The sequence below is a fragment of the Sphingobacterium faecale genome (genome assembly GCF_016746095.1).
Classification (GTDB): Bacteria; Bacteroidota; Bacteroidia; order Sphingobacteriales; family Sphingobacteriaceae; genus Sphingobacterium; species Sphingobacterium faecale.
In genome coordinates, this window is sequence record NZ_JAERTY010000005.1 from 194,960 (window position 1) to 209,622 (window position 14,663).

The 14,663-nt window shown below is 37.4% G+C and carries 10 protein-coding genes; 2 read left to right on the forward strand and 8 right to left on the reverse strand.

What is annotated here, in order from left to right:
- Positions 1 to 25 precede the first annotated feature (25 nt).
- The 7 genes from JKG61_RS10795 to JKG61_RS10825 all read right to left on the reverse strand — a co-directional run bounded on the left by JKG61_RS10795 (position 26) and on the right by JKG61_RS10825 (position 11,055).
- Positions 26 to 1,594, reverse strand: coding sequence for a beta-N-acetylhexosaminidase (locus tag JKG61_RS10795; protein WP_202102991.1), 1,569 nt, complete (start codon positions 1,592 to 1,594; stop codon positions 26 to 28).
- A gap of 105 nt (positions 1,595 to 1,699) precedes the next feature.
- Positions 1,700 to 3,007, reverse strand: a complete 1,308-nt coding sequence (locus tag JKG61_RS10800; protein ID WP_202102992.1) for an IPT/TIG domain-containing protein — start codon at positions 3,005 to 3,007, stop codon at positions 1,700 to 1,702.
- Between the two features lie 174 nt (positions 3,008 to 3,181).
- Positions 3,182 to 4,144 carry a phosphodiester glycosidase family protein gene (locus tag JKG61_RS10805; RefSeq protein ID WP_202102993.1) on the reverse strand — a complete coding sequence of 321 codons (963 nt, stop codon included), beginning with the start codon at positions 4,142 to 4,144 and terminating at the stop codon, positions 3,182 to 3,184.
- A 7-nt stretch (positions 4,145 to 4,151) separates the two neighbouring features.
- A complete protein-coding gene (locus JKG61_RS10810) occupies positions 4,152 to 5,720 on the reverse strand; it encodes a RagB/SusD family nutrient uptake outer membrane protein (protein ID WP_202102994.1) in 1,569 nt (522 codons plus the stop codon).
- 19 nt (positions 5,721 to 5,739) lie between these two features.
- Complete coding sequence (locus JKG61_RS10815; RefSeq protein ID WP_237249449.1) at positions 5,740 to 9,048, reverse strand: TonB-dependent receptor; 3,309 nt, start codon at positions 9,046 to 9,048, stop codon at positions 5,740 to 5,742.
- Between the two features lie 200 nt (positions 9,049 to 9,248).
- Positions 9,249 to 10,397, reverse strand: a complete 1,149-nt coding sequence (locus tag JKG61_RS10820; RefSeq protein WP_202102995.1) for a FecR family protein — start codon at positions 10,395 to 10,397, stop codon at positions 9,249 to 9,251.
- Between the two features lie 79 nt (positions 10,398 to 10,476).
- Positions 10,477 to 11,055 carry an RNA polymerase sigma factor gene (locus JKG61_RS10825; protein WP_202102996.1) on the reverse strand — a complete coding sequence of 193 codons (579 nt, stop codon included), beginning with the start codon at positions 11,053 to 11,055 and terminating at the stop codon, positions 10,477 to 10,479.
- A 491-nt stretch (positions 11,056 to 11,546) separates the two neighbouring features.
- Between JKG61_RS10825 and JKG61_RS23310 the strand changes: the two genes are divergently transcribed.
- Together JKG61_RS23310 and JKG61_RS10835 are read left to right on the forward strand one after the other, a co-directional pair.
- Positions 11,547 to 12,074, forward strand: a complete 528-nt coding sequence (locus JKG61_RS23310) for a GtrA family protein (RefSeq protein ID WP_202102997.1) — start codon at positions 11,547 to 11,549, stop codon at positions 12,072 to 12,074.
- Positions 12,075 to 12,641: 567 nt separating this feature from the next.
- The gene (locus JKG61_RS10835; protein WP_202102998.1) at positions 12,642 to 13,073 is read left to right on the forward strand and encodes a hypothetical protein; all 432 of its coding nucleotides are present in this window, start codon (positions 12,642 to 12,644) and stop codon (positions 13,071 to 13,073) included.
- 120 nt (positions 13,074 to 13,193) lie between these two features.
- On the opposite strand, the gene JKG61_RS10840 is transcribed toward JKG61_RS10835, so the two are convergent.
- Positions 13,194 to 14,648: a BT_3987 domain-containing protein gene (locus JKG61_RS10840; RefSeq protein ID WP_202102999.1), complete on the reverse strand. Its 1,455-nt coding sequence runs from the start codon at positions 14,646 to 14,648 to the stop codon at positions 13,194 to 13,196.
- Positions 14,649 to 14,663 lie beyond the last annotated feature (15 nt).

Genomic DNA, 14,663 nt, shown 5'->3' on the forward strand with positions numbered 1-14,663 from the left:
CAGTAAAAAATAAAGCGTCAACAAATCAATATTCTTCACCACTCGGAAATTTATATCCTTTAGATATCCAATACTTGGTCAGGTTGTTGATATTGTTTCGAAATCTTTCATAATTCTTATGTGATATCGACGTCCACCCTGTCTCTGCGTATGCAGCTATACGTGGGTAGGTCTGATATTCAATTTCGGTAGCCGTAGGTGTCCATTCGCCCCACATCTGAGCCCCCAGACCGATGATCTGCTTTTTCTGTTCATCATTTATTCCTGACGGAACCGGAGTAAAGTTATATGCCTTTTCCAGATCGATCTGCTTATAAGTATAATCAAGATATGTATATCGATGGTCTGAATTGATAATCTCGTGACCTTTGTCAATTCCGAATAACAGATCTTCTGCATTTCCTTTCCAAAACTGTATGATAGCATTCTTGGAAAGAGTTGTGTTGGCATTGCTTTCTTGTGCCCATTCGTGAACATTTCTACCTAATATCTCATTCCATCCGATGACTCTTTTGTGCAGAGAGTTGTCGACAAACCTAGATACTTCATTGGTAAAATATACTTGTAGATCATAATAAGTATCAATGTTGTTGGATTTCATGTATTCCTGTATAGCGGGAGAAGCTTTCCACTGATCGTACTTGACTTCATCTCCTCCGATATGTATAAAGTTTGAGGGAAAAAGTTCGGCGACTTCTTTGAGCACTGTATGTACAAATTCCTTAGCCTGTAGACTGCTAACATCGAGTACTTCGGTCACTACCCCGAAATATGAAGGGATGCTTATTTTTTTCTTTTTTGTTCCTAAAAATGGATAACTAGCTATAGCTGCGGACATGTGCCCAGGCATACTGACCTCTGGGATGATCATGATGTGACGTTCGGATGCGTAAGCAATAATCTCTTTGATGTCTTCTTGCGTATAAAAACCTTGGTGGACTTTATGGTCAGTCCGTGTGCTTTTCCATTTTTTTCCACTATCATTGATCTGTGAACTATCTCTCGTCGATCCGATTTCTGTCAAAAGCGGAAAAGACTTTATTTCTATCCGCCATCCTGCATCATTCGTTAGATGCCAATGAAACCTGTTCATTTTCAATAAGGCCATGTCATCCAATAGCTTCTTGACTGTCTCCTTGCCCTGAAAGTACCTTGCATCGTCTAGCATAAAAGATCTCCATTTGAAAGCTGGGGCGTCCTTGATGGTCAGCAGAGGTAGTTGCTTTGAATGTAACAAAAGCTGCTTTAAACTTTGTATAGCATAGAAAATACCTGTTTCGGTAGACGCTTGAATGTCAATTTGATTCTTTTTGATATCCAATGTATATGCTTCGGGGCTTCCATCTGTATTGGCTGCGATTCGCAATTGTATGGGTACGCCTCTGTCTGTTGGGATTGCAAATTCAGTCTCTAGCATTTTTTTTATATAGGATAGATGATCTGATTTTCCTTTAGGATATAGCCCTCGGCTGACATCGATCTCCCCTATTTTTGTTATGACTTCATTTGGGTAGGGTATTATTTGAACCTGAGCGAAGGTGATACTGCTTATGATAGAAAATGAAAGTATAAAGATATTACGTAATTGTCTCATTAAAATAGATTTAAGTATTTAATTGAACTTCCTTTTTGTTTACCTTATAGAAGTGCTGATAAGATAAGTTTTTATAAAACAGACTTATCAGCACCGAAACATATATTATTTATAAATTATTTTTCGAATCAAATGATTGCTTGCGTCAGCTACATATATATTACCTTTAGAATCCACAGCAACATCATAAGGATTATAAAATGTTGCAGTTGTACCTGATCCATCAGCTTTACCTACTGTCCCTGTTCCCGCAATTGTAATTACATCCGCTTTAGTGTAATCGCCTGCTTCTTTTGGTACAATCATTCTAATTCTTCCATTGGAGGCGTCTGCAAATAAAATATTACCTTTTTTATCGATAGCTATTCCGAATACATCCCCTATCTCTGCTGTTAGGGGATTACCCAATTCGCCATCTGAGTATCCTTTTGTCCCGGTACCAGCGATGTTAGTAATTATACCTGCTTGGCTTATCTTTTTTATTCTATAATTTTTCTGGTCAACCACGATCAGATCACCGTTTTTGTCTAGGGCGATACCTTGAGGTTGATTTAATATTGTAGTATTTCCATCTCCGACAAGCGTACTTACTATACCATTTGGAGTAATTTTTCTTATTTTGTTATTGTTCCTATCTGCGACATAAATAGTTCCTGTAACATCTGCAGTGATGTACATAGGATTATTAAAACTTCCAGGAGTTCCTTCTTTACTTCCTGTTGTTCCATCTCCTGCCACAGTACTGACCACTCCTGCTGGAGTTACTTTTCTAATTTTCCGGCTGTCTTTATCAGCGATCAGCATATTGCCATTAGCGTCAATAGTTACGTCCCATGGAAAATTGAATTGACCAGGTGTACCCTCTGCACTACCTGCCGTACCGTTGCCTGCTACTGTCGTGGCGACACCTTGAGGCGTAATCTTACGGATGGTATGGTTAGTTCTATCGCATACGATAAGATTGTCAAATGCATCTATAGCAATCGAAGTGGGATGCTGAAATTTGGCATTATTGCCCGTACCATTGGCCAATCCTACTGTGCTCCCCGCAAATGTACTGACGATATATTCATAGACTTTCTCCATATAAATAAATTTAGGACCGATGCCTTCATAATTGTTCACGGTCACTGTGACAGGGCCAGAGCCGCTGTTAGGTGGAACTATTACTTTTAGAAGGTTGTCCGCAGCTTCTATTACGGTCGCTGGTACACCATTTATTTTAACGAGATTATTCGATATTGTTCCGCTGAATTTCCGACCGGTAATGGTTACAATTGTCTCGTCTGTCCCTCGGTCTGGTTGAATATTGACAATCACTGGTTCAGGAGGTGACCATAAATTTGGTTCTTTGTTTTCTTTGCAACTTAATAAATTAATTGTGGCCAAGAAAAATATTATAATCCTTTTCATATGTGTATAATCTGTTTTTTATCTGTCATATGGAATACTCATGGGTGTTTGTGCTTCGCTAAACATGAGTATTTCATATATAAATAATTTATCTTTTATCTGTCATATGGAATACCCAGATTATTTTCGTCGATGTTTATGTCTTCTAAACATGGGTATTTCATATTCTTTCGATTATTCGTTGTTGGAGATGACTAACCACGAATTGGCAACTTCTCTCTCGGAACCGTCAGAAGGTTTGTTCTTGACTTCTAGCTTTTTGGAAATAGGATCTTTGACCATGAATGTCGATGAACCTCCCCCATCTAAATTCACAGCGTCCTTTACGTCGAATGCTTTCATTATAATAGAAAGTTCCGCATAGGTAAGTCCATTTGAATATGAGGGGTTCCTCCCATCGGCTACAAGAAAATATACTTTATCATCTTCGGTATAACCTAAAGCTGTACGCGGGTCAACACCTATAAAACTCTGTGTAATGATATTCTTGTTTTTCAAAAATATGATTCCTCCCCCTAGAGCTTCTTTGAGCTCGGCAGCCTTACTGTTATATTCACTTTTATCACCTATAAATGGCTTACCATTGTTCAAAATTCCAAAAAAACTAAGTGCTTGCTGTGGAGCATCCGAGTTATCGCTAAAATTATCTTTTATAATTTTTCCATCTTTGTGTACGATGCCCCGAGGTACTAATGTGGAAATATTATAAAAGTCACCATTGATACCACCCAATACAATATTCCCCGGCTTATCAACCACTTTAGCCATATTCAAGACTGTTTGTTTGGTGAACTCTGTCTTATCAAATGGTGTCGCAACTTTAAGGGTTATATTTTTCTGTTTTAGATCCATCGCTAAAATGAATAGCTGCATAGCTTTTCCTTCTATGTTTGTATAACGGATTTCTGTTGCATCTACACCATTAGATACTTGGAAAGTCGTATCGCCTACAACAGTAGAGATAATCTTTTTGGTGTTTATTAATTTTTGGGTTAATGCCGTATAATTTCCCTCTTCAGGTTTTTCAACCGATGGTTTACGATCTCCTGGATAAAACGGGGTGTCCTTTACGCAACTGACATTCAAAATCAATAATAAAAGCACCAAACAATTAATCTTTAACAATCTCAATTTCATCGTATTTTTATTTTAAATTAGGATTAAGGTCTGTTTGTGTCAAAGGGATCGGCCACCAATAGTCTTTCTTTGCATTAAAAGTTCTATTTATAATAGGCTGCCCTTGACTATTATATATCGTCCCATTCATTACAGTCTCTGCTGTTTTCCAACGTCGAATATCATTATAGTAAGTACCTTCGCACGCGAACTCTACTCTTCTTTCTTTCCGAATGATTTCTCTCATTTGACTTTTTGTTTGGCCAGCACTTATCGGAAGGAGTCCTGCTCTTTGTCTTACTTTGTTGATCGCGCCATATATAGTTAGCGTATTAATGTCAGCGTCTGGGCTTGCCAAAGTTTCATTCATGGATTCAGCATACATCAACAATATATCGGCATAGCGAATAACCATATAATTAATCTCGGATCTATTTTCGTTGATTATATTACTGTTTGCTTCGGTATCATAAATGCTGTATTTTTTCACCCCGTACCCAGTATTCTTAAAAGGAGATGTATGCGTGGTGATAGATCCCATATAAGTGTCTCCAGGAAACACCAATGTCTGATACATCCTCGGATCACGGTTTGCATAAGGTTTTGTCGGATCGAAAGTGAAGCCTGGCCTCATTTCATAAGCATTGATCAGATCCTGTAGTGGCGCATTGTCATTCCACTGACGATTTTCAACATCGAATGAACTTCCCTGTTCTGGCACTTTAAACTGTACGTCAAAAATGCATTCAACACTATTCTCATTTTCTGGCATGAACAGTTTGCGATAGTTCGGAAATAAATCGTATCCTGCTTCGGATGCCCCGTCGATCACTGCCTTAGCAGCATCAGCAGCTGCTTTCCACTTCAAGGCGTCACCTGTCGGGTTTTCTACGTCTCCCGAATTATTGAGTGGACTGGCTTCGAAAAGTAACACACGTGCTTTTAGTGCCAGTGCTGCTCCTCTTGTCGCACGGCCGATATCGTTTGCAGTGTATTTAGCAGGAAGGACGGCAGCCGATTCATCCAAATCTTTTATGATTTGTATTATTACCTCATTTCTGGCTGTCTTAGGTAATTTACCGTGCTTCTCCGTATTCGGCGTTTCTAAGATAAGAGGTACTGAGCCAAAGTAAGTCGTCAACATGGAGTAATAAAATGCCCTAAGAAATTTGGCTTCCGATTTCATTCTTGTTTTGAGACCATCATCCATCGGAATGCCGTCAATATTATCCAATAGTGTATTGCATCGGCCTATTCCACGATAACTATCTACCCACCTTGCATTAAAAATTGCAGCATTTGAGTTGGTATGGGTACCTTGTGCTATTACGCCATACCCCATCCGATTCGTATAATTATATGCATTGGGAGTAGCGGTTTCTTCTAATAAAGCTGTTGCTTGTCCTCCATCGAATAGACCTTGATTCTGTAATACCTTATAGCATCCGCTCAATGCTGCCAAAGCATTTTTTTGGGTTGTCCAAAAATTTTGATCGGTGTACCTATCCTGAGGAATCGTATCGAGATCTTTCGTGGTACAGCTCCACTGTATCACTAAGAGCGTGAATAAATAGATATATATATTAATATTTTTCATCTTTTTGACTTTTAATTGCTTAAAACGTTAAGTTCAAACCGAAACTGTACGTTTTCAACGATGGGTATTCATATAGATTATCATTGCTTATATTCTTTTCAGGATCAAACATTTTAAACTTTGAGAATGTAAAAAGATTATTTGCATTGGCAAATAACGTAAGATTGGATATCGATAAACGTGATAACCAATCATTAGAAAGACGATAATTGATCTGGATATTCTTCAGCCGTAAATATGATGCGTCTTGTAACCAAAATGTCGAATTCTGAAAATTTTCCGTAGCCCCAGTCGCTGTAGTCAATATTGGAAGCCTGGCGTCTTTGTTTTCTGGTGTCCACGACTCTGTTTCCCATTCCTTAGTCACAGAAGCTCCATTGTTAAAAGGGAAAGCAAGATTTGCTGTAGGATAAATATTAATCCCATATACTCCTTGAAAGAAAGTATTCAATCCGATATTTTTATAGTTGATATCAAAGCCGAATGAATAGGTGTATCGGGGTATGGAACTGCCTATAATTACCCGGTCCTCGCCGTCAATTACCTGATCATTATTATGGTCTACATACCTGATATATCCCGGCTTGACGGCTCCACTTATCGTTACGCTATTTCGGATTTCCTCTGTATTTTGATAAATTCCGTCTGCTTCCAGCAAATAGTACGCGTCAATGGGAAACCCTTCTTTGATTATCCTTCTGCCGTTGATTATGGTCTCCCTATTCAAGTCTACAACCTTATTTTTGACATAGCCAATATTGCCGTTCAGGGAATAATCGATAGCTCCGATCTTATTACGGTGGTACAATGTAAGTTCATAGCCTGTATTGTCTACAACACCTACATTCATTATTGGCCCCGCTAGAGCACCGACTTGGGCAGCAAGACCGACGGTTCTTAAAATATCTGTTGTCCTTCTTTTATAAACATCTAAACTCCCCCCCAATTTACCACTGTATATTTCGAAATCAGCTCCTACGTTATAGCTAGTTGTTCGTTCCCATGTAATATTGGGATTCCCCTGTGAAGTGACTGCTGTCCCCGAAGAAATCGTATTATTGAAATTGTAGTCTTGATTTAAAACAACTGTATTCATATATCCGTACAAACTGACAGTCTGTTGATTACCCATCGCTCCAATAGAACCTCTGAATTTTAAGAGGTTGACTTTGTCTGCAAGATTTTTGAAAAAAGATTCTCTATCCAGACGCCAACCAACCGACATAGCGGGAAAGAATCCCCATCTTTTTTCGGGAGCAAATCTCGATGAACCATCATAGCGAAACGTTGCTTCTAAAAAATATCTTTCTTGGTAGTCATAGCCTAATCTACCAAAGTAAGAAGCTAGCACATCTTCTGAACTTCCACCTGAAACTGTGGGGTTAAGTGAACCCGCATTTAGATCTTCTAAAGTATTGTCGAAGTACCCCTCAGTCCTTGCAGTCATTGTTCGCTTATTATATCTTTCATAGCTTTGTCCTAACATCGTCGATATATTATGCCTGTTATCAATTGTTTTAGCCCAATTGAGTGACTGATATATGGTCGGATGTATTAGGTTTTCATTATAACTTTCTGCGCTGGCATTTGGCTGTGCATAACCAGGTGTCCATGTCTGTGGATTATATGCTACTAGAATGGGTTCGAATTTATGGGAATATCCATCTAACTTATCTAAAGCGAAGTTGAGACTGTATTTAATCTTAAATGGAAGTTCGTATTCGGCAAAGACTTTTGCTAACAAGCGTTGAGGAGTATGTACATCGTTGCCCTCTTTTAGATATTGTATTAGGTTTTCTGTTCCTGACCTACTCGGTGTGGGGACTGCTAGATTGGCATACCTTCCATCAGGTAAATAAGTGCCGTATATAGGCAGTGCTCTCATCAATCTGTTGAAATAATAATTAGTCGCATCTGATCCTTGGGCAGGCTCCGTGTACCGACGGTAATTTCCAATGAAACTACCTCCAATTTTTAACTTGCTAGACAGATCTGCTGTTACATTCATATTGATCGAATATCGCTTCGCATTATTAGCATCTATCAATATACCGTCATGATTACTATAGCCTGCGGCTAAATTATATACAACAGCATTACTTCCTCCAGTAAAACTTAGGTTATGCTGCTGTAGCAGTCCGGTTGTTAGGACTTCATCGAACCAATTGACGCTGGGATAAGCTAAAGGATCGTATTGCATGCCTCGCTTGTAATCTTCTATCAAGGCATCACTATAATCTATAGCTGTTTTTCCTTCATTTTTTAATGCCGTGTTTTTTAGCTCCATATATTTAATGGCATCCCACTCAACATCAGGCAATGCGGTAGCTTTTTGAAATCCTTGCGAAAAATTATAATTAATCTTTGTTTTTCCTTTTAATCCCTGTTTTGTAGTTACTATAATGACTCCGTTTGCTGCTCTAGAACCATAAATTGCAGCTGAAGCATCTTTCAGAACTGTAACTGTTTCGATAAACTCGGGGTTAACATCATTCATATTATATTCTATACCGTCAACTAGCACTAAAGGATTGCTGTTATTCAATGTCCCGACGCCTCTTACTTTTATTGTTCCTACATCTTGTCCTGGTTTTCCTCCAGCTTGATTGACCCAAAGACCAGAGACTCCATGCAATGCCTGACTAACATTTGTATGAGGCTGATTTTGCTTATCACTCATATTCAACACGGATAAAGCTCCAGTGACACTAGACTTCTTTTGTGTTCCATATCCTACTACAATAATTTCATCGAGTTCTTCATTTAACTTCTTTAGGGTTATGTTAAGTTGGGGATTGTTTGCAACTATTTCGATTGCATGAAATCCGATAGAACTTAGAAGGAGTGTGCTACCTAATGGGGCTTCAATCGTGAATTTGCCATCAATATCAGAAGTCGTACCCTTGGATTCATTTTTCACTTTGATCGAAACAGCTGAAACTGGAGTTCCAGCTTCATCTGCTATTCTTCCAGATATTACCTGTTGCCTTTCACTTTCCTCTACGACAATAGTACTGTTTCGTTTGGGCTTTATAATTAGTGTATTTTGATCTACTGTAAAAGTTAACCCTGGCTGTTGACTGAATATCTGCGTAAGTGCATCACCAAGTGGCATTTTTTTGGCTTCTATAGTTACAGGAAAACCATGTTGATTCACTAGTTTTGGATTGTACAACAGATCATATCCCGATTGTCTTTTTATTTCTAATAAGACATCAATTAGCGCACTGCTTTTAGTCGTGAGATTGATTTTTTGCGCCTTTAAATTATTGGCTTGCAATTGTAATACCAATGAAAATAATATAATTAGAATAATCTGTATTCTCATAATAATTCGATGGATAGCCATGTTACATGTAGGAGATAAGCAGACACGCCGTCCTATTACATGATGAAAAAAAATCATATATTTGTTTATAAATGGGTTAATAAAATACTTGAAACACAATCGTTTTTGTTTCCCCATAATATTGTCCGGGTTCCGCTGCAATCGGAATCCGGATTTAATTATTTGGGATTTGGCTGTTTTTATTTTTTCACCATAACCCTCCTTTCTGAAATTTCAAAATGAACACTTTCTGTATGCGACATTTTTCTTAAAACATCGCGGATATCATCAAACTTGGATACAGACCCAGAGAATGTTATATTCTTTAGATTTTCTTCCCATACAACTTCAACGTCATACCATCTCGCTATTTTTGTCATTACATCTTTCAGCGGCGTATCATTGAAATTGAATTTCTCATTTGTCCAGTCGATATAGTCTAGCGAATTAACATGTTGCTTTTCTAAAGTGACTCCGCTTACAATAACCTGATCATTAGGTTCTAAACTTGACTTCCTTAAGATCTTATTGTCTTTATCAACAATATTAAGATCTACAGCACCTTCGAGCAATGTGGTAACCGATAGTTTTTCTTTTGGGTAAGCGCTAACATTGAATTTGGTTCCTTTTACAAGGATTTGTTGACCTTGAGATAACACAACAAAAGGTCTATCCAAGTCTCTCTCTACTTCAAAGAAAGCTTCTCCAATAAGGGTTATCTGACGGAGATTGGTCGAGAAAGGAACAGGAAATTCAATACTTGAATTTGCATTGAGCCATACAATAGAATTGTCGGGAAGCTTAATTCGATGTTGTTTTGCACGGGGAGTCGATACGGTATGAAAAGTCTCCGATAATTCATCACGAGTTTGATCTGGAGAAGTAAAGATGATTGTACCGTCTTTACCTTTACTTATTACAGCACCAGTTTCTACAATCTCTGAACCTAACTGCAGATCATCTAGTGTGACTTTATTTGTTCCATTAATTGACAATACCGTCTGGTTATAAAAACTAGGCACAAAATTTTGATTTTCCGCCAAATGTAAACGAGTATTGTTATCCTTTTTATAGTAAAAGTAAATAGGGATGAAAGACAGAATCAGCAACGCTACCGCTGCTGCGATTGCTTTAAAAATTATATTTGATTTTCTAGGATTAATTTCTTTGTCTATCTCTGACCATATATTCGAAAAATGCTTATCAGCCAATTCTGTATCTATAAGAATATCTTTTTTATTGGAAACTTCTTCATAATATTTTTCAACCCACGCGATTTCTTCAGCGCTTGCTTTACCTTCGACATATCGGAGTAAAATTTCTTTGGCAGGTTTTTTTCGATTTTTCAATTCTTTTCTTTTATTGGTTAAGACCTATAAAAGGAAGACAATCGAAAAGCTACTTGGGGGGTAGTAAATTTTAAAAATCTTATAAATAATAGAAAAACAATAGAATATAACTCGAGCCGAGCCTGAAACGCAATATACGGAGAGAATTTTTTATATGAGACCTGACCCCTTGTTCGGAAATCTGTAGTTGCTCGGCAATCTCTTTGTGGGATAATCCTTCTTTTCTACTCAAATTAAAAACGGTTCGCATTCGATCAGGTAAAGCCTGTAGTTCTTTTTCAATCAACTCATTTAACATGTTTGTACGTAAAAGATGATCAGTATCATTCTTGTAATAGAGAAGCTGAGTAGAAAACTCATTAACAAATTCATTGTTCTTACCTTCCTTCAAATGATAGTTAATTACTCGATTACGTACGGACTTAAATAGATACGCCGACAAATTTTTATTTATGGAAATAGAAAACCTATCTTTCCAAAGATTCAGAAAAATATCTTGAACGATATCTCTAGCCACTTCTTGATCTTTTAGAAGCTTACTAGCATGTACATATAGAAGTCCCTTGTACCTATGAAAAATAATTTCAAAAGCTTGCTTACTACCAGATTGTAGATCATTTATCAAAGCCTGTTCATCGGCTATCGGAAAGGTACTCATAATTAATTAGCTGTCCACTATTACTAAAGGTAAAAAACAAAAGGCAATTAAAGCAAATTAAAGTTAATTTATAAATTCATTACTATCCACGTTTCGATGTTAACTTTTTATGAAGAAAATATAACGACTTGACTCGGAAAAGGAATATTATAGCAGTAAGAACAGTGAGTTAAGTGATTAAAAAATCCGAACTCTAGGGTACTGCGTTGATCCGCCAGCTCCTCTTCAGGAAGCTTTTTCTCCGGTAGCGCTTTCCTGGTAGTTGGGATGTACTCAGTACTCACAGTGTATTCTTACAGCTTATTTTGATTACAGTGTCTCCTTACAGTATTGCATAACTATTCTCACAACCTGTTTATTTTGTAAAATTGATACCATTAAAGACTGTAACTTTCAGCTTATAAGAGGATGCCTCTTTATTAAAAGAAGTTTTTACATTTGTCTTTTGAAGAAATCATTCAAGACATATTCTATTAAATAATTAAACAGATTTGGGGATAAACAAAAAGCTAGGTAAACTAACTGCCTTTTTAAATAAATTCATTTCAAAAGAAAGTACTTCAGAGGAGATTATTAAGGATATTATTGGCAGCCAAAAATTAAGATACCTGTTTTTTGGATCATGCAATGTTGTACTGAGTTGGATTATTTACTTTGTCTGTATTCATTTCATTACTTTTAAGGAGAATGTAGTTTTATTCGAAAGAATTACAATTAGCCCACATATTTTTTCTCTTCTAATATCGTTTGTCATTACATTTTTCTCGGGTTTCTTTTTAAACCATTTTTTAGTTTTCAGATCGCCTGACTCACCCGATCTATGGCGTAAATTGGGCAAGTATTTAATAGCTAATATGGGATCGTTAATACTAAATTATGTGTTGCTGAAGTTTTTTGTGGAAGTATTGTTTTTCTATCCGACTCCCTCACAGATTTTGTGTACTTTTTTGGTAACTATATATAGCTTTCTAATGCAGAAAAAATTTACGTTCAAAAATAAGCCCGTATCTAGTGAATGAGGATTACTAGTAATAATAGGGATGTGCCATTAAAATCGGTAGTGTAAAAGAGACAAGGAACTTTCTGCACGTAGAAAATAGGTGTAATGCTATCGCTGACGCTATTCCCAAAATAGTCGGTAAAATGCAGCGTCTTTGGACCATTCTAGGGTTTCGTAGAATGGTCGAAAGTGATATTCTGCCTTGATAGGGATATAGCAAGACAATCCTGAAAATGACCTTATGGGCGTACCTAGAAAATGTGAGGTGTTTAGAACGTTTATAATCGAAATGTTTAACAAACATAATGTCTAAAGAAAAATAAATAGTAAAGAGATTATTAAGAATAGATTAAATATTGTATGACTAGTCGGACAATGGTACAGTTATATGCCAGTCTAAAGTTTAGTTTGTGTATTTTTGAGTTATGAGCGTTTACTCGAAATAAATAAAGGTGGAACAGGATAAGTGTCCTCCAAAAATTGAATGGAGAGGAAACGTTGGTTCGGGAACGGAAAATTATGATACTTATATTTGCGCGCTTTAAATAATGTGATTGTTGAAGTGTAGCGACAACAAATTTGTAAAATGAAGTATAATAAATCTGTATTGTTTCTTTTTATGTCTCTAGTAACCATCGGGTGCCATCAGAGCGAGAGGAGTCAACAGCGTGAAAAATACGTGTATAATAATGGAAGGGATACGATTTCTGTAGTTCTATACCTAACCGACAATGCTTTTCAAGGCTCCTACAAAAAGTGTGGTCCGGGGGGATTTAAGATGACGGGAGACATTAGTGGTGAAGTCCAAGGAGACACCTTGTTGGGCAGTCTATATTACACTCCTTATAAGGGAAGAGACAAAAGGCGGAGAGCAGTTGCTTTATTAAAGCAGAACAGTGATTATATACTTGGAAATGGAAATAGCTCTATCTACATGGGGATTCCTTACTTCGAAATTGAATCGTTAACATTCAACGGTCCGATCCTGAAGGCTGATAAATCTTCCCAAGTAGATTAGCAAAATCTAATAATGGCTGTATCATAATTGAATCATTCCTGTCATTTCGCTGCGTTACAGTCGAAGTGACAATAAATCCAACTTTTGATACAGCCTTTGAACCTCACCTTTTCGTATTCTTTATTTATTCCACAAATGAAATTCTGCTATCGATACTGAATTTGATCGGTTACTTTGCGTAACATAAAGATTGATATATCTGGCACTCACTTGATTGATAAACATATACATCGCACGTTGATCTTTGCCAGTTCCATAGTCTATCGTAGTGATATACTTCCAATTCTGCTTATCGTCAGAGACGTAAATTTCGAACGTACGTAGATCACTAACATAAGTTGCATTTGCCCGTCTCCACAACTCAATACCATTGAAGATCTTAGGTTGGCCGAGGTCAAAAATAGCATTAAATGGTAGTGTAGATTTTGGACCAACAGAACCAGTAGCATCATTATAGCGATTTTCCCATATGCTAGCTGTGTTGCCGTCTAAGATATTAGGATATGAATTTGCATTATAGGAGTCTGGAGAAAATGTCCACCCTATACGTGGAAGGATGGTATATCCAAATTGTGCCAGATACTTACCGAGATAATTCGCATCTGCTCCAACATCAGAAGGGGAAACAAGGCTGCTGGTATTAATGTTGGGAACATTTTGGAGGTTAACAATCATATACTGTTTTCCTTCGACAGCTACATGCTCTCCGAGAATATTAGCTCCGTCTAGCCATACTACGATTGAGCTACATCCTTCTGGTACTTTGGCTGCCTCTATCTGAAGTTTGATGGTCGATGTCGATGTCCCTGGTTGAATAGTGTTTTCGAACTCCACCGAATAAGCCTCGGTCGGGGTAGCTTTTAGTGATGAATAGGCTCTTAAACTTCCTCTATTTAGAAGACTATTGTTTATTAGATCCACGGCTTCATTTCCTTTGACAATAGAGAAGGTTGTCTCCCACTTGTTTTCTATAGAGGTTTTCACTGGAAACTCGAAGGTTAATACCCCTGTTATTTCCGCTTTTGAGACCGTTACCTCACCAGCCTTCGTAGCTACTACGGCTATTTGTTTCATTTTCGGGCGGATCAATAGTTGATTCAGAGTTTTATTAATTTCAATGTCTCCATCTCCGTTAAGCGAAAGCGGTACGACATATTGATCTAGATCGCTATAGTCAGCATTTTGGGATAAAAGCTTTAATTTTTCACAATCAAACTGTATGCTAAACCTGCTGGTATCTCTTTCTGGAGTAACAGTTCCATTAGATAAAGTTATCTGGTAACAATCAGCGGGTAGCTCGATCAGGCTCGCCCCATTCTCCTCATTGTACTTTGTAAGTACTTCAGAATCTTTACGCACGTTCATTGTCGTAGTTCCCTTATTGTACCCAGCATTTACAGCATAGAAACTATAGTTAAATTTTCCTTCGACGTCATAAAAATTAACATCACGTAAGCCCGCCCGGGAAAAATAAACTGTTGATTCAAGTAAATTGTCTTCTAGGTGACTCTGTTCACATGACACAACTAGTGTAAGCAAAAACAGCCAAGGAGCTATAAATTGTTTAATATTCATAATTGTAATGTTAAT